This window comes from Phycisphaerae bacterium (assembly GCA_012729815.1).
GTDB lineage: Bacteria > Planctomycetota > Phycisphaerae > JAAYCJ01 > JAAYCJ01 > JAAYCJ01.
In genome coordinates, this window is record JAAYCJ010000251.1 from 31,776 (window position 1) to 54,049 (window position 22,274).

20 protein-coding genes are annotated in these 22,274 nt (G+C 62.4%); 17 read left to right on the forward strand and 3 right to left on the reverse strand.

All coding sequences use genetic code 11. From position 1 onward, the window contains the following. Nucleotides 1–105 precede the first annotated feature (105 nt). From GXY33_16600 to GXY33_16655, 12 genes are all read left to right on the forward strand, one after another. The gene (locus tag GXY33_16600; protein NLX06758.1) at nucleotides 106–945 is read left to right on the forward strand and encodes a methyltransferase domain-containing protein; all 840 of its coding nucleotides are present in this window, start codon (nucleotides 106–108) and stop codon (nucleotides 943–945) included. Nucleotides 946–1,141: 196 nt separating this feature from the next. Further along, complete coding sequence (locus GXY33_16605; GenBank protein ID NLX06759.1) at nucleotides 1,142–1,525, forward strand: hypothetical protein; 384 nt, start codon at nucleotides 1,142–1,144, stop codon at nucleotides 1,523–1,525. A 78-nt stretch (nucleotides 1,526–1,603) separates the two neighbouring features. Next, a complete protein-coding gene (locus GXY33_16610) occupies nucleotides 1,604–2,059 on the forward strand; it encodes a four helix bundle protein (protein ID NLX06760.1) in 456 nt (151 codons plus the stop codon). A gap of 100 nt (nucleotides 2,060–2,159) precedes the next feature. Next, complete coding sequence (gene kdsA / locus GXY33_16615) at nucleotides 2,160–3,005, forward strand: 3-deoxy-8-phosphooctulonate synthase (protein NLX06761.1); 846 nt, start codon at nucleotides 2,160–2,162, stop codon at nucleotides 3,003–3,005. Nucleotides 3,006–3,253: 248 nt separating this feature from the next. Then, nucleotides 3,254–4,414 carry a GntR family transcriptional regulator gene (locus tag GXY33_16620; GenBank protein NLX06762.1) on the forward strand — a complete coding sequence of 387 codons (1,161 nt, stop codon included), beginning with the start codon at nucleotides 3,254–3,256 and terminating at the stop codon, nucleotides 4,412–4,414. A 23-nt stretch (nucleotides 4,415–4,437) separates the two neighbouring features. Beyond that, a complete protein-coding gene (locus GXY33_16625) occupies nucleotides 4,438–5,040 on the forward strand; it encodes a prepilin-type N-terminal cleavage/methylation domain-containing protein (GenBank protein ID NLX06763.1) in 603 nt (200 codons plus the stop codon). Between the two features lie 76 nt (nucleotides 5,041–5,116). Beyond that, on the forward strand, nucleotides 5,117–6,646 hold the full coding sequence (locus tag GXY33_16630) for a hypothetical protein (GenBank protein NLX06764.1): 1,530 nt from the start codon (nucleotides 5,117–5,119) through the stop codon (nucleotides 6,644–6,646). 63 nt (nucleotides 6,647–6,709) lie between these two features. Beyond that, on the forward strand, nucleotides 6,710–8,158 hold the full coding sequence (locus tag GXY33_16635; protein NLX06765.1) for a hypothetical protein: 1,449 nt from the start codon (nucleotides 6,710–6,712) through the stop codon (nucleotides 8,156–8,158). A gap of 435 nt (nucleotides 8,159–8,593) precedes the next feature. Beyond that, nucleotides 8,594–10,357 carry a circadian clock protein KaiC gene (gene kaiC / locus GXY33_16640; protein NLX06766.1) on the forward strand — a complete coding sequence of 588 codons (1,764 nt, stop codon included), beginning with the start codon at nucleotides 8,594–8,596 and terminating at the stop codon, nucleotides 10,355–10,357. Next, nucleotides 10,354–10,689: a circadian clock protein KaiB gene (gene kaiB, locus GXY33_16645; protein NLX06767.1), complete on the forward strand. Its 336-nt coding sequence runs from the start codon at nucleotides 10,354–10,356 to the stop codon at nucleotides 10,687–10,689. Before kaiC ends, kaiB begins: the two co-directional genes overlap by 4 nt. A 56-nt stretch (nucleotides 10,690–10,745) precedes the next feature. Then, nucleotides 10,746–11,096 carry a hypothetical protein gene (locus GXY33_16650; GenBank protein ID NLX06768.1) on the forward strand — a complete coding sequence of 117 codons (351 nt, stop codon included), beginning with the start codon at nucleotides 10,746–10,748 and terminating at the stop codon, nucleotides 11,094–11,096. A 165-nt stretch (nucleotides 11,097–11,261) separates the two neighbouring features. Beyond that, nucleotides 11,262–12,899 (forward strand): PAS domain-containing protein, encoded by a 1,638-nt coding sequence (locus tag GXY33_16655; GenBank protein ID NLX06769.1) that lies wholly within the window; start codon nucleotides 11,262–11,264, stop codon nucleotides 12,897–12,899. A gap of 25 nt (nucleotides 12,900–12,924) precedes the next feature. Here GXY33_16655 and GXY33_16660 read toward each other — a convergent pair whose 3' ends face one another. After that, nucleotides 12,925–15,438 carry a hypothetical protein gene (locus GXY33_16660; protein ID NLX06770.1) on the reverse strand — a complete coding sequence of 838 codons (2,514 nt, stop codon included), beginning with the start codon at nucleotides 15,436–15,438 and terminating at the stop codon, nucleotides 12,925–12,927. Between the two features lie 57 nt (nucleotides 15,439–15,495). After that, nucleotides 15,496–16,350 (reverse strand): Gfo/Idh/MocA family oxidoreductase, encoded by an 855-nt coding sequence (locus tag GXY33_16665; GenBank protein ID NLX06771.1) that lies wholly within the window; start codon nucleotides 16,348–16,350, stop codon nucleotides 15,496–15,498. Nucleotides 16,351–16,869: 519 nt separating this feature from the next. On the opposite strand from GXY33_16665, the gene GXY33_16670 reads away from it, so the two are divergent. Continuing rightward, nucleotides 16,870–17,586: a PilZ domain-containing protein gene (locus GXY33_16670; GenBank protein NLX06772.1), complete on the forward strand. Its 717-nt coding sequence runs from the start codon at nucleotides 16,870–16,872 to the stop codon at nucleotides 17,584–17,586. An 18-nt stretch (nucleotides 17,587–17,604) separates the two neighbouring features. Beyond that, complete coding sequence (locus tag GXY33_16675) at nucleotides 17,605–18,360, forward strand: PilZ domain-containing protein (protein NLX06773.1); 756 nt, start codon at nucleotides 17,605–17,607, stop codon at nucleotides 18,358–18,360. A gap of 102 nt (nucleotides 18,361–18,462) precedes the next feature. On the opposite strand, the gene GXY33_16680 is transcribed toward GXY33_16675, so the two are convergent. Beyond that, nucleotides 18,463–19,209: a YebC/PmpR family DNA-binding transcriptional regulator gene (locus GXY33_16680; protein NLX06774.1), complete on the reverse strand. Its 747-nt coding sequence runs from the start codon at nucleotides 19,207–19,209 to the stop codon at nucleotides 18,463–18,465. Between the two features lie 311 nt (nucleotides 19,210–19,520). On the opposite strand from GXY33_16680, the gene GXY33_16685 reads away from it, so the two are divergent. The 3 genes from GXY33_16685 (at nucleotide 19,521) to argB (ending at nucleotide 22,265) form a co-directional block, all read left to right on the forward strand. Further along, nucleotides 19,521–20,537: a DUF2920 family protein gene (locus GXY33_16685; GenBank protein NLX06775.1), complete on the forward strand. Its 1,017-nt coding sequence runs from the start codon at nucleotides 19,521–19,523 to the stop codon at nucleotides 20,535–20,537. Nucleotides 20,538–20,755: 218 nt separating this feature from the next. Then, nucleotides 20,756–21,100: an RNA-binding protein gene (locus GXY33_16690; protein ID NLX06776.1), complete on the forward strand. Its 345-nt coding sequence runs from the start codon at nucleotides 20,756–20,758 to the stop codon at nucleotides 21,098–21,100. A 283-nt stretch (nucleotides 21,101–21,383) separates the two neighbouring features. Further along, a complete protein-coding gene (gene argB / locus GXY33_16695) occupies nucleotides 21,384–22,265 on the forward strand; it encodes an acetylglutamate kinase (protein ID NLX06777.1) in 882 nt (293 codons plus the stop codon). Nucleotides 22,266–22,274: the final 9 nt, after the last annotated feature.

Sequence of the window (22,274 nt, forward strand, 5' to 3'; positions counted from 1 at the left end):
TGAACGAAGACCAACTCCGATCCCCACACCACCTCAGAATCCGCACCATCCTCCGCATCGATGGCCAGCCCCCTTTCGCCAGCCTCTGAATCCGGAAGTGAGAAGATGTTTGTCAAACTTGAGCAAATAAACCACCGACCGCAACCATTTGAATTCTACACGGCGGCCGACCTCTGGACCAATGAGCACACCGCCAGGCAGATGCTCGCCTTTCATCTGAACGAGGAAATCGATCTCTCCTCGCGCAAGCGCGAATTCATTGATCGGTCGGTGGAGTGGATCGACTCCCACTTTCACATCGGGCCCCGTCTGAGAATCGCCGATTTCGGCTGCGGCCCCGGACTCTATACGACGCAGCTCGCAAGACGGGGGGCGAGCGTGACCGGCATCGACTTCTCGTCCAACTCGCTTGCTCACGCCCGCAAGGTCGCCGACCAGGAACAACTGAACATCGCCTACGTGAACCAGGACTACCTTCAGTATGAGACGACGGAGCGATTCGACCTGATCCTGATGATCATGTGCGACTTCTGCGCGCTGAGCCCCAGTCAGAGGCGCCGGATGCTCGCAAAGTTTCACAGGTTGCTTGCTCGCGGCGGAGCCGTCCTCCTGGATGTCTATTCGATCAACGCCTTCGAACGCCGCCAAGAGGCGGCATCATACGGCCTGAACCTGCTCGATGGCTTCTGGTCGCCCAACCCTTACTACGGATTCCTCAACACCTTCAAATATGACGCGGAGAAGGTGGTTCTCGACAAGTACACAATTGTGGAGCCCCAACGGACGCGGACAGTCTACAACTGGCTGCAACACTTCACCCCCCAAAGCATCGAAGTCGAATTACGCGAAGCCGGTTTCATGATGGACTCGCTGTTCGCCGATGTCGCGGGAACCCCCTTTGACCCCACAGCCGATGAGTTCGCCGTGGTCGCAAGACATTCTTGAACTCGTAATCCGGTAGTAAACCGGTAGGGCGGGAGGTTCTCGCCCAAGGCGAGGTTCACCCGCCTTCCGACCCGCGTTGACTCACCGGCCGCCAGCACCACGATTGCGATCGATGCGTCGCTCGTGTAACATATCCACTTCGCAAACGTCCCATGATTCGTATTCAACGAACCAACGGCGTCAACGGAGGAACCATATGAACGAAGACCAACTCCAATCCCCACACCACCTCAGAATCCGCACCGTCCTCCGCGTCGGCGGACCGCTGATCGCCGCCACCGGCTTCCTGTTCACCATCGTCGGCATGGCCAGCTTCTTTGCCGCGATCGCCGGTTCAGGATTCCCGCGCCTCTTCTGGTGTTGCTTCGTCGGCGGACCGCTGATGTTCCTCGGCACCGCCATGTGCATGTTCGGCTACCTCGGAGCCTTCCAACGCTACGCAGCCGGCGAAACCGCTCCCGTCGCCAAAGACACCATCAACTACATGGGCCAAAACACCCAACCCGGCCTCAAAGCCGCCGTCAAAGCCATCGCCCAAGGAATCCGCGAAGGCCAAGAAGATGAGGATGAGAAGCCATAGCAGAGCGGTTCGCATGCCACCGAAACAACGGGGATTCGGGGTTGGGGATTCAGGAATCGGGGAAAGAAAGGGACGAACATGGGGCGCGAAATCAATAGCTGTCACGATCTGCGGGTTTGGCAGGAAGGGATGAGGCTGGTCACGGACGTGTATGAACTCGCTCGGCGGCTTCCGAACGAGGAAAAGTTCGGCATCATACCACAGATGTGTCGGGCGGCGGTTTCCGTGCCCGCCAATATCGCCGAAGGGCACGGCTCCAGCCATCGCAAAGTGTTCCTCAACCATCTCTCGATCACCCGCGGCTCATTGATGGAACTGGAGACGTATCTCCTCCTGATCGTTCAGCTTCAGTTCCTCGAACCGCAGAATACCCAGGCGATACATCAACGAATTCAGACTGTCGGCAAGCTGACCAGCGCCCTGATCCGTGCCCTCAAACGCCGCTCATCTCCCAGCCCCAAAACTGAGCCTCACCGACAGCAGCCAGAATCGGGAACTCAAACCCCGCGTCCCAGCCGTCACCTCATCTCCTAATCCCGAATCCCCAACCCCCAACCCCCAGTCCCCAGAATCTCCTTGTCCCCGATGATCCCTCAGCCATAAGATAGTTCTCACCAAAACCCGAGGCCCAAACATGAATGCACTACCGAAACTGACTCTCCCCCAAGGCCAGATCGGCCCATACCCCATCGGCGGCCCGGACGCCCGCATGGTCGTTGTCGCAGGACCGTGCGTCATCGAATCCCTCGACCACTGCCTCACCGTCGCCGGCCGCGTCGGCGAAATATGCAAAGCCATCGACCTCCCGTGCTTCTTCAAAGCCAGCTTCGACAAGGCCAACCGCTCCAGCATCGACTCCTACCGCGGCCCGGGCCTCGAAAAGGGTCTCGAAATCCTCGCCGAAGTCAAACGCCGCACCGGCCTGCCCATCGTCACCGACATCCACACGCCCGACCAGGCCGCCCCAGCCGCCCAGACCGTCGACGTCCTCCAGATCCCAGCCTTCCTCGCCCGACAGACCGACCTGCTCGTCGCCGCCGCCCAAACCGGCCGTTGCGTCAACGTTAAGAAGGCCCAGTTCATGGCCCCCTGGGACATGGAAAACGTCCGCGATAAACTCCGCTCCGCCAACGCCCCCCACGTCGTCTTCACCGAACGCGGCGTCTTCTTCGGCTACAACCGCTGGGTCGTCGATTTCCGGGCCATCGAATGGATGCACCAGCTGGGCATACCCGTCCTCATGGACGCCACCCACGCCGCCGCCGACCCGGGCGGTATGGGCAAAGCCTCCGGCGGTCAGCGAGACATGGGCGCCCTCCTTGCCCGCGCCGGAGTCGCAGCCGGGGCCGACGGACTCTTCCTCGAAGTCCACGACAACCCCGAAAAGGCCAAATCCGATGCCGCCACCGTCCTGCCCCTCGACTGGCTGCCCGAACTCCTCGAACAGTGCCTCAAAATCTACCAAACCGTCCGAAAATAGCGATTTCTCCCGGCCCTTCTGGACGAATCCCACACTTGGGTCGTCATACGTATTACAGCTCCATTTGCCGACCCTCGCCCCCGGCGACCATGACCTGCTCATCGCCGCCGACAGCCGATCCGCCGGACTCTCGACCGTTCCCCTCCGTATCTTCCGCGTCCTCCGTGCAAAAAACCCTTGCATTTCTTTGTATATATATTTATACATATAGGCAAAGACGCGGACTCGCGACAAAAGGACGCCAAATCATGACGCCGTTTCAGATCGACCCCAACCGCCCGGTGCCCCTTCACAGCCAGATCCGCGACGGCATCCAGGCCCTGATCCGCGACGGCGCCCATCAACCCGGCGACCTGCTCTTCACCGAAGTCGGCCTCAGCCGACAGTTCGGCGTCAGCCTCGGTCCCATCCGCCAAGCCATCAACCACCTCGTCGCCGAAGGCCTCCTGATCCGCCGACGCGCCAAGGGTGTCTTCCTCGCCGAACCCCAACAAACCGCCGCGCAGAAAGTCACCTTCGTCATCCCCGACGTCGGCCACAGCTTCTACGGCTCAATGCTCCGCGGCGGCGAACAGTGCGCCCGCCAACTCGGCTATGACCTCCTCGTCGCCAACTCCGACTTCGACCTCCAAGCCGAGACCGATATCCTCGGACGACTCGCCCAGACCGAACCGCACGCCGTCGTCCTCTGCCACATCGGCGGCGACCAGTGCCGCCGCCAGGTCGAAGAACTCATCGCCAGAGGCTTCGTCGTCGTCATGGTCGACACCCGCCTCGGCGATCTGCCCGTCGATACTGTCGAAAACGACAACTTCCAGATCGGCCTGGACGCCACGAACCACCTCCTCGCCCACGGCCATCGCCGCATCGTCCACCTGACCAGCAGCGAGTGGCCGAACTCCGCTGTGACCGCCCGCCGAGACGGCTACGCCAATGCCATGGTCCAGGCCGGCCTCCAGCCGGTCGTCCAAACGATCCATCAACCCGGCGACCGATGGGAAATCGACGTCGAACGCCGCGTCACCCAATGGATCGAAAGCCTCAGCCAGCCGCTTCCCACTGCCATCTTTGCCATCAACGACACCGAATGCGTGGGCATCATCCGCGGCCTGATCGCCGCCGGCCTCGACGTCCCCACGGATCTATCCCTCATCGGCTGCGCCGACCTCGACCTGGCCCGCGCCCTGACCGTCCCGCTGACCACCATCGACCAGGACAGCTACGGCATGGGCCGCCGGGCCGTCCAACGGGCCGTTGACCGACTCGAAGGACGACTCGCCGGCGACCCGACCAACGAAATCCATCCGCACCGCCTCGTCGAGCGAATGACCGTCCGCGAACTCGGCTCGCACGCAACCAACCGCCGCCGAACCTCCGGACAGGTCGCCGCAAAGAGCATCAAACCATAGAAGTCCAAAACTCGGAGCAGGCCATGAACGCCGACCATCCAAAACATTCGCCGCCAAACGCCAAAGCCTTCACCCTCATCGAACTCCTCGTCGTCGTCGCCATCATCGCCGTCCTGGTCTCCATCCTCTTGCCCGCCCTGGCCAGCGTCCGCAAACGGACGAAGGACTTGATGTGCGAGACAAATCTCCGGTCGCTCTGGCAGGCCACGCTGCTCTACGCCCAGGACAATCACGATCGGCTTCCACCGGTGCCGTGGACCTCCGCCGCATGGTCCGAGCCGCAGCACAACCAGAGCTTCTGGGTCGATCAACTGGTTCCGTACATCGCCAAAAGCCTCCAGATCGAACTGGTGCCCGGCAAGGTCGACCACATCTTCCGCTGCCCGTACGACGGCACCTGGGACGGTTGGGGCCGCCGATCGTCCTATATGGTCTACCCCGAACTCGCCCAGAACGGCTGGATGCTGACCGCCTTCTCCCAGCCATCCCGAACCACCTACATGAAGGACGTCATATACCTCTGGCACCTCGATCCCATCAGCATGAGAGGATGCAACATCTCGTTCCTCGACGGGCACGTGGAATACGCCCCGGGCTCACGGGCCGATTACTGGTACTGGGAGTAGCGTTCACTTCTGTCGCCAGATCGCAAGATGCCGAAAGGCCGCTTGCCGCAATCGTTACGAACTAAAAGGAGCACCGATGCGCGGACTCAACATCCTGGCCGGACTGATAGTCGGTTTCACCCTCGGCGGCGCTTGCACCGCCGACCGCACCCGCGTCTCCCCCGCGGCCACCGGCGCCAACGCCATGTTCAACATGGCGGGCCTGTACTACGGAACCCTGCCGGCGTCGCACCCCGAATCCCGCCGGGCCGAATTCGCCAAACTCCTCCAGGATCGCGAAATCCGGCTCCTGCGGTTTCCCGGCGGCACGCTGGGCAACTCAAGCTTCCTCGCCGACAACGACGAGGTCATGCGCTCGGTCCTCGGCGCCAGCGGCTATCCGGAAGGGGACCCCAACAAGTTCGTCACGCTCTGGCAGTTCCTCGACTTCTGCAAGGAAACCGGCACCATCCCGGTCTTCCACGTCAACATGCTGCTCCACACCGACGGCGAGAAGGTCTACCAGCTCACCGAAGCCGGCAGCACCGAAAGCCTGGTCCCGCCCACCGTGCAGCTCGACCCCGCCAAACGCGCCGACGCCGCTGAGGCCCTCACCAGACTCGTCGTCAAGGTCCGCGAAAAAGGCTTCTCCCTCAACCACTGGGAACTCGGCAACGAGGAATACGGCTATCCCCGCATGAAACCCTCCGACTACGCCGATATCGCCATCCGGTTCATCCGCGCCATCCGCCAAGCCGACGCACAGGCGATGATCTGGGTGACCCTGGGTTCCAACTTCTGCTCCGAATCCGACCGCCAGACCATCCCGCCCTGGTCGCAGGAGGTGCTCGCCCAACTGCGAAAAGCGGGCCTGACCGACGACAAAAACCTCGGCTTCACCCTCCACTACGTCTGGCCGGAATACATCCACGCGTACACCGACATGGTCAAACGCTTCGGCTTCAAACCGCGATTCGCCGTCACCGAATTCCACATGGCCGGACTCGGCGACTATTCCGACCTCTGCCCCCGCTTCGGATACGCCCTCGAACTCGCGCCCTATCTGATCAGCATGGTCAGGCTGCCCGCCGTGCGGATGCTCTGCATCCACGAACTGATCAGCCAGAACTTCGGCATCCTCCACTACAATCAACGAAGCTACGGCCCGCCCGGAATGGAAACCTGGGACGCCTCGCTGGGCTACCAGTCGATGCCCTCCGCCTACGTCTACGAACTCTTCGGCAAACTCATCGGCGGCCGCATCATCGAAGACGACGTGACCGACGCCAACCGACTCGTCGTCGAACGGGACAACGAACGCCGCATCTTCTTCATCAACCGCACGGTCAACCCGACCACCGTCGAATGGAGCCGCCGGATCGTGGGAGCAAGCGCCGCCCGATTCGAATGCCAAACCCTCATCCCCAGCACCAGACCGGAAGGGGGGACCGATGAGGATGAGGCCTCAGCCCAGGCCCTCGGCCGATCCGCCTATCCGGGCGATCCGCTCCGCGCCGACGCGGTCCGACACGAACAGCAGACAGGCGACATCGGACCCAAAGGGCTGACGCTGACCGTCCCGTCCTACAGCATCAATCTCATCCGCTGCCTGCCGAACGATGAATAGCCGCCTTCATCAGCGGGTGCCGTTGCTTCGACCAACAGAAAACTCGCTATGGGAGCATTGAAAATGAAGAGTATCCCCTGTGTGCTGACCGCCATCGTCACCGGGTTCTTCTGTGCCAGCGCCGCCCTCGCCGAACCGCATACCGTCTCGCCCCTCCTGGCCGGGGCCAACCTCCAGTTCAACGACTGCGGCTTCTACTACGGCTCCCTGCCCGCCGACGCCCCCGAATCCCGCCGGGCCGAATTCGCCGACCTCATGAAGCAAATCGGCATCGGCGTCCTCCGCTATCCCGGCGGATGGTTCGCCCACGAATTCATCCCCGACAATGACCAGGCCATGCTCGAAGTCCAGCAATTCGCCCTCTGGCCCCAGTCCGACAAGAAGGTCTATCCCGACATCTGGCGATGGCTCGACTTCTGCATGCAGACCAACATCGAACCGCTCTTCCAGGTCAACACGCTCCTCTACTTCGCCGACGGCAAAATGTACCGCCTCACCGAAGGCGCGTCCGACCGCCGTGGGGCCAAGGAGGCCACCCCCGACCCCTCCAAACGCTCAGCCGCCGCCGACGCCCTCGCCCAACTCGTCAAAAAAACCACCCAACGCGGCTATGCCGTCCGACACTGGGAACTCGGCAATGAGGAATATAGCGGCTACCCCGCCGCCGACTACGCCGACGTCGCCATCCAATTCACCAATGCCATCCGCCAAGCCGATCCCAACGCGATCATCTGGATCACCCTCGGCGACAACAGCCTCCGCGACCCAAAAAGCGATTTCTACAAATGGGCCCAGACCGTCCTCGCCGCCTGCCGCGACGCCGGCCTCAACAAGGACCCCAACGTCCGCTTCACCCTCCACTACTCATGGCGGGCCATCGTCGACGCCGCCGACAAACTCGTCCGCCAGTACGGTTTCCAGCCGCGATTCGCCATCACCGAGTTCCACATGGCCGGCACCGGACCCTACTGGGACCTCTCACCCCGTTTCGGCTATGCCCTCGACCTCGCCAAATACCTCATCGAAATGGCCGCCGACCCGCGTGTCGAAATCCTCTGCATCCACGACCTCGACTCCCAGAACTTCGGCATCATCCACTACAACCAGCGCAGCTACGGCCTGCCCGGCATGCAAACCTGGGACGAAAGCCTCGGCTACCAGCTCATGCCCTCCGCCCGCACCTACGAACTCTTCAGCCGGACGGTAGGGGGGCAGGTCATCCCGCAAGCCTCCGACCCCAACCGCCTCGTCGTCGAGAAAGACGGCCATCGCGTCATCTTCGTCGTCAACCACACCGTCAACCCCATGACCGTCGAATGGGGTCCGCAAATCGTCGGCAAAGGCAGCGCCAAATTCACCCGCCACACCATCACGCCCGCCGACAAAAGCAAGGACGACCCGCGCCGCGTCGATCAGACGGCTGAGGAAACCCAGCAGGGTGCCATCGCCAACGGCCGCCTCACCGTCGAGCTGCCCTCCATGAGCGTCTCCGCCGTCATCTGCACCAGGTGACGGAGGTCCGTCGGACCCAAAACCGCCGCAACGCCTCCCAAAGAACTGCGACCGTCAGGGAGCGGGGCCTTTCTCCCGGCCGATTCACCTGACTTCCAACGCGCTATCCTTCCCTCCAATTCCACCTCCCAGCCAACGCCTCCGCACGCGGCATCCCCGGCTTTTCCTTTGACTATACCTCCGATCTCCCCTAGAATCTCTGTCAATTGTCTCATGCCGACCGGTATCTCGGGGCGTCTGAGACAACGGTTCACAGCGTGGGGAAAGTCGTCGCCCGCCGCGTCCACGGACGTTTCGGCGGCCGCAGCGACAACAAGCCGAATGGGGTGCGGTACTCACGAACGGCGCAAGTGCGTGGTTCCTGATCCCCCAATCGGCAACCGCGGGCGAAATGGCTGCCTCTATCGCCGGCCCACGAAGCCGGACCGGGAGGAAATGAACGTGGCGAGAACAAAACGCACCTCCGAACCCTCAGCCCTGCCCAAAGCGCCCACTGGCATCATCGGCTTCGACGAGATCACCTTCGGCGGACTCCCAAAAGGCCGGCCCACCCTCGTCGCCGGAGAACCCGGCAGCGGAAAAACCCTCTTCTCCAGCGAGTTCCTCGTCCGAGGCATCACCCAGTTCGACGAACCCGGCGTATTCATGGCCTTCGAGGAAACCGCCGAGGACCTGACCAAAAACGTCGCCTCCCTCGGCTTCGACCTCAACGATCTCGTCCGCCGAAACAAGCTCGCCATCGACTTCGTCTACGTCGAACGCAGCGAAATCGAGGAAACCGGCGAATACGACCTCGAAGGCCTCTTCGTCCGACTCGCCCTCGCCGTCCAGCAGGTCAACGCCAAACGAGTCGTCCTCGACACCGTCGAAGCCCTCTTCTCCGGATTCACCAACCCCTCCATCCTCCGAGCCGAACTCCGTCGCCTCTTCCGTTGGCTCAAGGAACGCGACCTCACCGCCGTCATCACCGCCGAACGCGGCGAAAACACCCTCACCCGCTACGGCCTCGAAGAATACGTCGCCGACGCCGTCATCGTCCTCGACCACCGAGTCCACGACGAAATCTCCACCCGCCGACTCCGAGTCGTCAAATACCGCGGCTCCTCGCACGGCACCAACGAATACCCCTTCCTCATCGGCGACCGCGGAATCTCCGTCCTCCCCATCACCTCCATCGGCCTCCACCACGTCGTCTCCACCGACCGTATCTCCTCCGGCGTCGCCGGCCTCGACCTGATGCTCGGCGGACGCGGCTACTACCGCGGCTCCACCATCCTGATCTCCGGTACCGCCGGAACCGGAAAAACCACCTTCGCCGCCCACTTCGCCAAAAAACTCTGCCAAGACGGCGGCCGATGCCTCTATCTGCCCATGGAGGAATCCCCCAGCCAGATCGTCCGCAACATGCATTCCATCGGCCTCGACCTTCAGCCATGCCTCAAGAAAGGCCTGTTGCGATTCGAACCCATGCGATCCACCCTCTACGGCCTCGAAATGCACCTCCTGACCATCCACCGACTCGTCGAGGAATTTAAACCCGACGCCGTCGTCCTCGACCCCATCACCAACTACCTGGCCATCGGGGCCGAAGCGGACATCAAGTCGCTCCTCACCCGCGTCACCGACTACCTCAAGTCCCAGCGGATCACCACCGTCATGACCAGCCTCACCCACGGAGGCGAAACCATCGAAGGCTCCAACGCCGCCGTCTCCTCCCTCGTCGACACCTGGATCCTCCTCCGAAGCGTCGAATGCAGCGGCGAGCGAAACCGCGTCGCCTACGTCCTCAAGTCCCGCGGCATGTCCCACTCCAACCAGCTCAGCGAATACACCCTCTCCGCCGACGGCGTCCGTTTCATCCAGCCCTACATCGGGCCCGCCGGCGCCCTCACCGGCTCGGCACGCGTCAGCCGCGAGGCGATCGAACAGGCCCAGGCCGCCGAGGCAAGTCAACAGATCGACCTCAAACGACGCGAACTCGACCGCAAACGACGAATGCTCGACGCACAGATCGCCCTCCTCCAGGCTCGTTTCGAAGGTGAACAGCAGGAAACCGAGCAGGCCATCGCACAGCAAAGAACCCGCGCCGATATTCTACAACAGGACCGCCGCGACATCGCAAAACTCCGCCACATCGCCAACCACGGCCGCGAGCAGCCGGCCCGTGCGAAAAGCGCCAACAAAGGAAAAAAGAAATGACCGCCGATAAAGACAACAAAGCAAAAACCGCCGCCGCGGACCAAAGCGATACCGACCGCGACTTCTGGGAACTCCGACTCTACGTCGCCGGACAGACCCCAAAGTCCCTGACCGCCTTCGCAAACCTTAAACGAATCTGCGAGGAGCACCTCCAGGGCAAGTACACCATCGAGGTCATCGACCTCCTCGAAAACCCCCGGCTCGCCCAGGGCGACCAGATCCTCGCCATTCCCACTCTGGTCCGAAAGCTCCCCGAACCCGTGCGAAAAATCATCGGCGACTTGTCCAACGAGGAACGCGTCCTGATCGGCCTGGACCTGCGGCCCAGATAACCACGCGCCCCGGCCAATGAGGGCCGAAGCGCTTTAAAAAGGATGGGACCATACAAATGACATCGAAGCAACGCGACGACAAGACCAGAGACTTCGAACGGGCCGCCGAGGAGGCAGCCGGCCACCCGTACGTCCTGCGGCTCTACATCGCTGGCAAGACCGAACGCTCCATGCACGCCATCGAGCAGATCCGCAGCGTCCTCGAACAACGCCTGCCCGGCCGCTACGAACTCGAAGTCATCGACGTCCACCAGCATCCCGAAATGGTCCGCGCCGACCAGGTCATCGCCGTGCCCACCCTCGTCAAAAAACTCCCCGAACCCCTCCGAAAAATCATCGGCTCCATGGCCGACCAGGACCGACTCCTCATCGGCCTCGACCTCCTGCCCAGGGAGGACAAACCATGACCCGCGACACAGATACCCGTAGGGTGCGTCGTCCCGACGCACCGTTCTCCGCTCGCACCTCCAATCACCCTCCGGCCGCCAACGCCCCATCTTGCATTTTGCACTTTGCTATTTTCTATTTTCATTCTGTCTTTCTCTATCGCTTCCGCGGAGCATCCGCCGACCATGACCGATAACGAAAAAAACATCCCGATCTCCAACCTCCCGTCCGATGAAGCCCAGGAAACCCTCCGCGCCATCCGCGACGGAGAAATCGACGCCCTCGTCGTCGCCGCCCCGGACGGCGAAAAAGTCTACACCCTCACCGGCGCCGAACGGCCCTACCGCGTCTTCGTCGAAAACATGACCGAAGGCGCCGTCACCCTCAGCCCCGACGGCGCCATCCTCTACGCCAACCGACGCTTCGCCGAAATGGTCCACCTGCCCGTCGAGTACGTCATCGGTTCCTCCATCCTGCCCCTCTTCGGGTCCGCCGACCGCCACGCCTTCCAAGCCCTCCTCCGCGCCGCCGCCCAATCCGCCCAAACCGCCGAATGCGTCTTCCAACTCGCCGACGACGCCACCGTTCCCGTCCACGTCTCCGCCAGTCCCCTCCAGGCCGAAACCCTCGACGCCGTCGCCGTCGTCGTCACCGACCTGACCGAACAGAAACGCCGCGACGAAGTCCTCGCCGCCGAACGACTCGCCCGGTCCATCCTCGAACAGGCCACCGAGCCCATCGTCGTCTGCGACGACCGCGGACGCATCATCCGCGCCAGCCGCGCCGCCCGTGAACTCTGCGGCCGCGACCCCCTCTTCCAGCCCTTCAACGACCTCTTCCCCCTCCACCTCGAAGACGGCCGCCCGCTGCGATTCTGTCTCGACAACGGAAAACCAAACCCCACCGATCCTGCCCCCCTCTGTCTCTGCCAGGGCGTCAAGGCCACCGAAGCCCTTTTCGAAAATAACGGACGCAGAAACCTGCTCGTCAACGCCGGGCCCCTCCGCGACGGCCACGACCGCATCGTCGGCTGCGTCGTCACCCTCACCGATATCACCGATCGCAAGCTCGCCGAACTGGCCCTCCAACGCTCTCGCGACCAGCTCGACCAACTCGTGCATCAGCGCACCGAACAGCTCGCCCGCTCAAACGCCGACCTCGAACACTTCGCCTACATCGCCTCTCACGACCTCCGCGAACCCCTCCGTACCGTCGCCTCCTTCGTCGAACTCCTCCAACGACGCTACAACGACCGCCTCGACGATGACGCCCGCTCCTACATCAAATACGCAGCCGACGGGGCCAAGCGAATGAACAGCCTGATCCAGGACCTCCTCGCCTACTCCCGCATCTCCACCCGAGGCCAGCCGCCAAAACCCACCGACCTCAACGACGCCTTCGAACGCGCCGTCCGGAACGTCCACGCCGCCATCGACGAAACCGATGCCCAGATCACCCACGACCCGCTCCCCACCGTCCCCGCCGACCCCACCCAGATCCTCCAGATATTCCAGAACCTCCTCGAAAACGCCATCAAGTTCCGAAGCGGCAAACCCCCGCGCATCCACGTCTGGGCCGAGCGACGCGATCCCGACTCCGTCACCATCGCCGTCCGAGACAACGGCATCGGAATCGCCCCCGAATTCGCCGACCGAATCTTCGTCCCATTCCAGCGACTCCACACCCACCAGAAATACCCCGGAAGCGGAATAGGACTCGCCATCTGCCAACGCATCGTCCAACGACACAACGGGAAAATCTGGGTCGAATCTCAACCCGAACAGGGCGCCACCTTCTTCTTCACCCTCCCAACCCACGCCTGACCACCTGCGGAACCTCCGGCCCCGCTCACGCCTTCTCCGCCAACTCCCGGCACTTGAGCACCACGTAGCTCACCAGCGCATGCCGCAGCCACGCATACCGCCCTTGCTCCAACGCCTCGCCGATCTCCCGCGCCATCCGATCCATCCCCGTCACCAACCGTCCGCTCCTGGCCACCGCCTCGATCGCCTTCAGCGCCTTCTTCGCCTCCGCCCTCAACGACTTGACGATCCGATCGGCCACCTTCACCGAAAACCCCACCGGCTCAACCGCCGGATCCAGCCCGACCGACAAAAGCTGATACGGCTCCAGCACGAGATTCCACTTCTTGCCCGCCCGAAGCGCCTTGCCGTCCGACAGGTCCGTCAACTCCTTCGGCGACCCGCTGAACGCCACCTCTACCTCCACCGGATAGTACTCGCGGTTCACCAAATACACGTATCGCCGCCCGCCGTGCACCAGCGTCCGCACCGCCACCGGATCGGTCGTCCCGCCCACCGTCTCGAACTTCGCGTCCGGCAGCGCCCGATACGCCCGCGCGAACCGACGCAACTGGTCGCTGTGCGCCTTCTCCAGAAACAGCCCGCCTCGCGTGATCCGGCACGCGTCCAATTCCGCCATCGCGTGCGCGTACGGCTCCATAAAATGCACCTCCGGCGGAAACGCCGGCGTGATCCGCAACTGCGAATCCCACCAGAACCCGTCCGGCGGATATTCCGAATTCATCCGGAACATCCCCTCCGCCTTCTTCCCGTACGTATACGCCAGCCGATCCGCCTGCTCGTCGTCCTCGCCGCACGCGAACCACTTGTGCTTGCCCCACGCCTCGTGCCACGCGTTGAAAATCAGCACGCCAGGCTTCCGCTGCTCCGCCAGCGACCCCAGCGTGTCCCGATCCAGAAAATCGAAGTCCTTGAACCCGCAGTTCATCTCCAGCGTGTAGTTCTCGAACTCCGACTGAGTCCGGTCACGACCGCCCCCCTCGAACTGGACGTCGAACTCGATCCCATCCTCCTCACGGTACATCTCCAGATCCAACCCCGCCTCGCGATAAATCTGCCGCAGGCTTCGCCGAGCGTAGATCTGGTGGAACGCCCGGTCCCGTCCCCACGCGATCCCCAACGTCTCGCTCCAGCAGTTCAGCGTCAACCGCAGATCCTTCCGCTGGGCCGTCAGCGCGTCCCGCATCCGACCGATCAACGCCTTGATCTTCCGGCACCGCCAGTCCAACCACGCCTCACGGCAATAGAACATCAGCCATTCGTACCGCTTCGAAAACCGGTCCGCGGCCTTTCCATCCACGTCCACCTTGATCCCCGTCTCCTGCTCGAACAGACCGACCGTGTAGTCGTCGTACCCGCTGTGCACCGACCCGAACCAGATGATCGTCGGCACCCACATCGTAATCGCCACCCCCTTGAACGCCGGCGATTTCCCGTACCGGCGGGCGATCTCGTCGATGAACCCCACGATCGCCTCCTGCACCACCGGGTGAAGCGGATTGAACATCGGACCGCCGTGATACGGCTGGCATCGCTTCTCCCCGTACGCCCACTCGAACCCCGACAAATCGCCGCAAACCTTCTCGTACTGGGGAACCAACGCGTCGTAAACCTTCGTGTTGTACACCGTCGTCCAGTCCATCGTCCCCGCCTGGACCTGGTCGTTCGACAGCATGTTGTTGATCGTCTCCGCCCCGCCCTTGATCGCCTCCAGGTCGATGTTCATCTTCCCCATCAGCGACCCGAGCCGCAACAGCGTCAACACCCCCTGAAACTCCAGCCCCTCCTGCTCGAACCGCTTCAAAATCGTCGCCGGCCAGTCCGGCGGCTCGCTCGTCCACGCCGTATACTGACGCCGGTCCTCCGCCACCACCACGCTGAAGCAGTCCGACGGCTCCCGCTCCGAATTGAAGCAAGGCCCGTGATACCAGCAGATCGGGTACGCCAGCATCTTCTGACCCGTGTGTTGGGCATAATCGACCATCCGATCCAGCCACGTCTCAAACGTCATCGCCCCTTCGCTCGCCCCCGTCCCGCACGGGTCCTCGTATTGAATGCCGAACTGCCGCCGATCCCGCCGCTTCTGCAGCGCCGTCAACGCCAGCGCCGGCAACTCCTCCAACTCGTAAACCTCAATGCTCTCGATCGCCGCCGGCTCCCCGTGGCCCCACGTCATGAACGCGATGCTGCAATCCTTCCACCGCGGCCAGAACACCTGGTGAATCGTCTGCATCGTCCCGCTGATCGGCGTCGTAAAACCCGTGTAGATTCCCGTCGACAGGTCGTAGCACGTCCCGTCGTTAATCACCATGAACCGACGCTTGTCGTCCGGATACCGAATCACCGCCACGTGAGGCCGGCCCACGTGCTCGATCGCAAATCGATACCCAAACCGCGACAGCGGCCGCGCCTCCGCCTCCCGATACCGCCCCGCGCCCCCCTTAACCACCTTCACGTCACCGCACGCGAAATACTCCTCCGGAGAATACTCCTTCGTGCAGTCAAACTCCGCCACCTTGCACTTGATCGGCGCATCCATCGCGAACTCTCCATATTCTGAATTCTGAATTCTGGGTTCTGACCACTGAATTCTCTTCTAAATCCTCACAAATCCCTTGGCCGCCTTCGAATCCTCAGCCGCGTCGAGAATCTTCCGAATCATCAGACTCTCCGACCGGTCGATGTTCGGCTTGCCGCTCTCGAACAGGTCCAGAATCGCCGCCGCCATGTCCACGAAAATCCGACCGCCGTCCACCGTGATCAGCTTCGTCTCCTGCTCCGTCGTCACGCTCGCCGCGAACGGCGTGTTGCTGTTGACGTACACGTTCACCACGCCCGTCCGCCCGCCCGCGTAGTTCACCAGCAACTGCGACTCCGCGCCGCTCCCTCGCCGCATCAGCGACTGGGCCTTGGCGCCCATGCAACTGACCATCAGCTCCACCGGATGAATCGCGTATTCCCCGAACGATCGCCCCGAACCCCACGCCACCATGTGCCGCACGTGGTCCCGACCGACCTGCCCCACGTACTCCTGCACATTCGTGTACCGCAAAGCCGAACTCGTCTGCATCGCCACCCCGTGCTTGTCCGCCAACGCGAAAATCCGCTTCGCCGTCCGAAGGTCCGGGGCGAACGTCTTGTCCACGTACGTCGTCTTCCCGAACGGGAACACCATCTTGCACAGCTCCAGGTGCGCCTCCGGATGGCCCGGCGCCAGCACCGCGTAGCAGTCCACGTGCTCGTTCAGTTCCTTCGCCGACTCGAAGTACGGCACGTCGTTCTTCTTCGCCCACTCGCGACCCGACTCGTGGTCCATCGACACACAGCCGCTGACCGCGAACCCGCGATTCGCCAGGTCCTCCCGAACGATCTTCAGATACGTGTTGGCGTGAAAATTCTCCAACTGATAATCCACGTACCCGATCCGCTTGCCCTTACCCTTCTTCGCCATAACATCGTCTCCATGACCAGATGGTATTGCCGTCGTGGTAGGGCGGGTGGTTCTCGCCGCAGGCGAGGTTCACCCGCCGTCCGTTACACCAGAAACGCACACTCACTCGGATTTCGGCGAAGTCTAACCCCCAAAACCCGTTTTGGCAAGCCCCCTGAAACCAAAGAAACAAACATCGCCACTTTGACGAAACTAACAATAAAATCAATGAATTACAACTAGTACTCGTGAATAGCCAACACGCTTCCCGTCAATTTGGGCAATCTACGAGCCTGAATTGTATATTTAACCGTGATGGAAACCTCTACAATCTCAACTGATGCGTCAGCATTGTCACTTCTGGACCGCCCGACCCCCGGGTTTGTCAAGCACGGTCCCACAATCGCCGAAGTTCATGCTAGAGGTCTGAGTACGGCCGACCGGTCCGGGTGGAAACCCAGCCGGATCGACGTGCGGGGGCCCGGGGTCGCGCCCGGTCTGGCCCCATCAAAACTTAACGCGTTCGCAGGTGGAGGGAAGATGACCGGATACTCTTACGAACTGGGCGAAAAACAATCCTCACGGGTCCTCGAGCAGGCGGTGCGGGTTCACTCGCCCGTCTGGGCGGAGGCCATCGACCACACCCATCTCCAGTCGGCCAGCGGCAAAATGCTCAAAGCCGAGGAAACCGTCGTCTATCTCAAGGTCAACTCCGAAACCCCCGAGATGGACCACGCCATGCCCGGCCAGTACTACCAACTGGTCATCTCCCTCGACGACCAGCGATACCTCACCGTCTCCGATCTCGTCGAGGTCCAGACCTCAACCGAAGGGCCCGTCATGGTCTTCTCACGCCCGCGAAGCATCCAGGTGCTCCAGCGGAGACGCTACGTCCGAAGCGTCCCCAGCCAGTCCTATCCCGTCTACCTGCGATCCGAAACCGAGGACCGAAACCAGGACAAACCCGTCCTCGGACAGATCCGCGATATCAGCGTCAGCGGCATGTCCATCCGACTGCCCGGAGACGCCGACTCCAACCTCTTCATCGGCGACGTCGTCCAACTCCGATTCAGCCTCTCGGTCCGCGAACCCGAATTCGTCACCCGCGCCGCCATCTGCCACAAACAAATGGATACCGAAAAGGCCGAACTCGTCACCGGCGTCGAATTCGTCCCCGAAAGCCAGGACCCCAACTTCCAGTCGCGCCTTCGGGGCATGTTGCTCCAGGACGGCACCGGCCTCAAAAGGCAAAGCTAGAGCAGAGAGGGAAATCGCATGTACGCTATCCTCGTTCCCTGGGACCAGTCGAACGAAAACCTCATGTGGGCCATCGAAACCAGGGCCCATCTCCGACTCACCCTGCGCCTGGCCAAGGAGTGGATCGAACTCGGCTCCGAATTCATCGGCGGTACCGAACTCCAGTCCCTGCTCATCCGAAAGTTCCCCGGCGCCTGGAACAACCGACTCCTCGCCGGCCAGCTTCTGCCCTGCAGCTTCCGAAAGGGACACAAAAAGTACATGTTCGTCACCGCCGTGATGGACGAAAAGACCGTCGAGGTCGACGGACAACAGGAAACCGCCTTCGTCCTCGCATGGCCCGAAGGCCTCCAGGAGATGCAGCGGCGGCATTTCTACCGCGCCGCCGTCCCCGACCAGTTCGACCTCGCCGTCAAAATCTGGGACTCCGTCCCCGCCATCGGCCAGACGCCAACCGCCCCTCCGCTGGCCGTCGGCAAACTCATCGACGTCAGCGCCGGCGGCGCCCAGATCGAACTGCCCACCGACGCCAGAATCCAGGTCGACCGCGGCTATCTCCTCGAAATCGAACTGCCCACCCCCGAACAGCCCGTCCTCGTCCAGGCACGCTCCCGACACACCGACGGCCAGGCCCCGCCCGGCGCCAGCCGGTTCGGCATGCAGTTCCTCTCACTCGACTACAGCCCGCGCGGACAGGAAACCATGATGCGACTCGCCCGATTCGCCAACTACCTGCGTAGCTGCGAAACCGTCGCCAAATCCCGCTCCGCCTGATCCCCACCAACCTGACTGGACGTGGATGCCTGCTGCCGCTCACCAAAGGCGGTCGGCGCCTGCATTCTGAGTTCTGACCACTGAGTTCTGAATTCTCTCTACCTACTCCGACTCCGCGATCAGCTCTTCCGGAATATCGAAGTTCGCATACACGTTCTGGACGTCGTCGTGATCCTCGAACAACTCCATCATGTCCAGCATCTTCTTCGCCGCCTCCCCCTCCAACGCCACCGTCGTCTGCGGCAGCATCGTCAGGTCCGCCGACTGAACCGCAATCCCCGCATCCGCCAAAGCCTTCTTGACGTTCTCGAACTCGGTGGGGGGGCAGTGAATCTCAAAAACCGTGTCCTGCTCGCGAATGTCCTCCGCCCCAGCCTCCAGCGTCGCCTCCATCAACTGCTCTTCCGTCGCGTCCGCCGCCGATACCGTGATCACCCCGCGCTTCTCGAACATCCACGACACCGAACCCGGACCGCCCAGCGACCCGCCACGATGCTCGAAGATCTTCCGAATCTCCGGCGCCGTACGGTTCCGGTTGTCCGTCAACGCCACCACCATGATCGCCACCCCGTTCGGACCGTATCCCTCGTACGTGATCTCCTCGAAACTCGCCCCGTCCAGATCGCCCGTCCCTCGCTTGATCGCCCGGTCGATCGTGTCGTTCGGCATGTTCGCCTCTTTCGCCTTGTCGATGCAGTACCGAAGCGACAAATTCATCGACGGATCCCCGCCCCCAGCCCGCGCCGCCACGATGATGTTCCGCGCCAGCTTGCTCCACAGCTTCCCACGCCGCGAGTCCGTCACCCCTTTCTTATGCTTGATCCGTGCCCAGTGGGAATGTCCTGACATCCAATGTCTCCTTCAAACCCAGTCCTGCCGTCGATCGGCCGTCGAACAACCCTAAACCCCCACCCATAGGGGCATCAGCCCGGTGGGGGTATTTACATAAGTTTAGCAGAACCACCCGCCCATTTCAACGACCCCTTCAAACCCGATCCCACACGCCTCCCACCACGCCAGCCCGGGTGGAGCGAGGCCTCCCGCAAATTCGAAATCCGAAATTCGAAATCCCTCCCCTCCGCGGATTCCGCGTCCTCCGCGCCAACCCTTGACCGACCGCCAGCCACCCGCTATCCTCCAAACCCCAGAGGAGACCCAACGTGACCGCCAGACCACAACCCCCAGCCCCGCTCGAACCCCGCCTGCAGATCGACGCCCAGGAATGGCCCTTCCTGCCCGGCCCCCGAAAAATCAACCTCTTCGTCCAGCCGCCCGACGCCGGTCTCACCGCCGACACCGGCCTCATGCTCGTCCTCCATAACTGGGGCGGCCTCTACGACGAACCCCACTACCTCCAGTGGTGCCGCACCTTCGCCGACCGATACAACGTCGTCGCCCTCAGCGTCAACTACCTCCAGAGCGGTCCCGCCTGGCGCGAACAAATACACCCCTACGACCACGGCTACCTCCAAGCCGTCGACGCCATCCGCGCCCTCCACGCCATCCGACGCCGGCTCCTCGACCGCCGCGCCGCCTTCAATCAGCGACGCATCTTCGGCATGGGCGTCAGCGGCGGCGGAAACGTCATCCAGATGGCCCTCAAATTCGCCCCCCACACCTTCGCCTGTGGCGTCGATATCTGCGGCATGCCCGGCCTCACCGACGGCATCGCCTACGGCCTCCGCGAATTCGGCAGCGACCTGGACGCCAAATACAGCCGCGACCCGCAAAGCCCAAACTACCTCCCGCCCGACCTCCAGGAAATCCGCGACTTCGGACGCCTCGACCACTGCCGTCTCCTCCGCCTCGCCAATCCCGACCTCAAAATCGTCATCATCCACGGCATCGACGACCACAAATGCCCCGTCGTCCACAAAATCGGCCAGTTCCAGCGGATGGTCCATGCCGGCCTCGACGTCGACGGCCGATTCCTCACCCCCCTCGACGTCGACGGCCGCGCCGTCGCCAACACCGGACATTCCCTCGGCGACCGTGAACAGATCCTCATCAAATACGCCGACCACTACCTCAAACCCGCCGGCCCCTTCGCCCGTTCCCGCTCCAGCCCCACCGACTTCGAACGCGCCAAACCCGTCGAATACCCCACCTCTAACGGCCGTGTCATCATCGACTACGCCGCCGCTCCAACCGTCCGCTTCCAGCCCAACCACCCCTGACAAATAGATCGACTTTTCTCTAGGCGTTCCTCCCAAAGTCGCCTATAATATAGGAGGTTATTTAGTCGACCGAATCTTCGGGGTAGGCGTGGACTGTGCTGCTTCTCCTGAATCTTTCTCTCGACCCTATAAACCTTCTGGGCCGGAATGTCGGCCCCTTTCGAAGAGACCTCGAAAGTAAAACTGGGGTCCAGAGGCCTGAATGCAGGAGTTTTGCAATGGCCAAGAAACTGTACGTTGGTAACATGAGCTACGATGTGGACAATGCCGCCCTCGAGCAGATGTTCACCCCCTATGGGACCGTCGAAAGCGCCCAGATCATCACCGACCGCTCCACCGGACGAAGCAAGGGCTTCGGCTTCGTCGAAATGAGCAGCAACGAGGAGGCCGAAGCGGCCATCAACGCCCTCAACGGCAAGGAACAGAACGGCCGCGCCCTGACCGTCAACGAGGCCAAGCCGCGCGAAGATCGCGGCGGCCGTGGCGGTTACGGCGGTGGCGGTGGCGGCGGCCGAGGTGGCTACGGCGGCGGTGGCGGCCGTGGCGGCTACAACCGACGCTAATCCCTGACCAAACGTTAAACCGACAGGAGGTCGCCTTCACCGGTGGCCTCCTGTCTCTTTTTCCAGCCGACAAATCCGAAATCCCAGTTCCCTTCACTCCACGCGCTCCGTGCCATCCCCCAGGAAATCCGCCGAGGCCCGCAACAAACCGGCGCCAGCCTCCCCATTGGGCACGTCAGTATCCTCTGTTTTCACTTTTCATTTCCGCCTTCTCATCCCATTGACACCACCCCCTCCCCTCTATAGACTCAACGGTTTGTTTCATAATCTAGGAGACCCAGAGTTGGAGCAGGCCATTCCAAAAGCCGCAGCCCTCATCGAGGCCCTCGGCTACATCCAGAAGTTCCGCGGCAAGCGAGTCGTCGTCAAAATGGGCGGAACCCTCATGGACGATCCCAAAGCCGAGGGAAAAATCCTCACCGACGTCCTCTTCATGGCCACCGTCGGTATCCACCCCATCGTCGTCCACGGCGGCGGAAAGGAAATCTCCCGAGCCCTCGCCGAATCCGGATTCGAAACCCGCTTCGTCCAGGGCCGACGCTACACCGACAAAAACACCCTCACCGTCGCCGAACACATCCTCTGCAACGTCATCAACGCCCGACTCGTCGCCGCCCTCAACCGAATGGGCGGAAAGGCCATGGGACTCCACAGCCTCTCCAGCGGCGTCCTCTCCGGCGAGCAGGTCTTCCTCCAGGAAGAGGGCCGACGCATCGACGTCGGACTCGTCGGAAAGGTCACCCACGTCAACGCCGAACTCCTCCGGGTCCTCTGCAACGCCGGCACCGTTCCCGTCATCGCGCCCATCGCCTACGCCCTCGGCGGCGGAAAGCTCAACGTCAACGCCGATGAAGTCGCCGGCGAGGTCGCCGCCGCCGTCGCCGCCGATAAGCTCGTCGTCGTCAGCGACACCCACGGCATCCGACGCGACCTGAACGACCCAAACTCACAGATCAGCGAAGTCACCGGCGCCCAGATCAAACAGCTCATCGACGAAGGCGTCATCAGCGGCGGCATGCTCCCCAAAGTCGCCGCCTGCCTCCGCGCCCTCGAAGGCGACGTCGGACGAGCCCACATCATCGACGGACGTATCGACCACGCCCTCCTGCTCGAAATCTACACCGACAAGGGCATCGGCACCCTCATCACTAAAGACAAACCATAGCAGGCATTA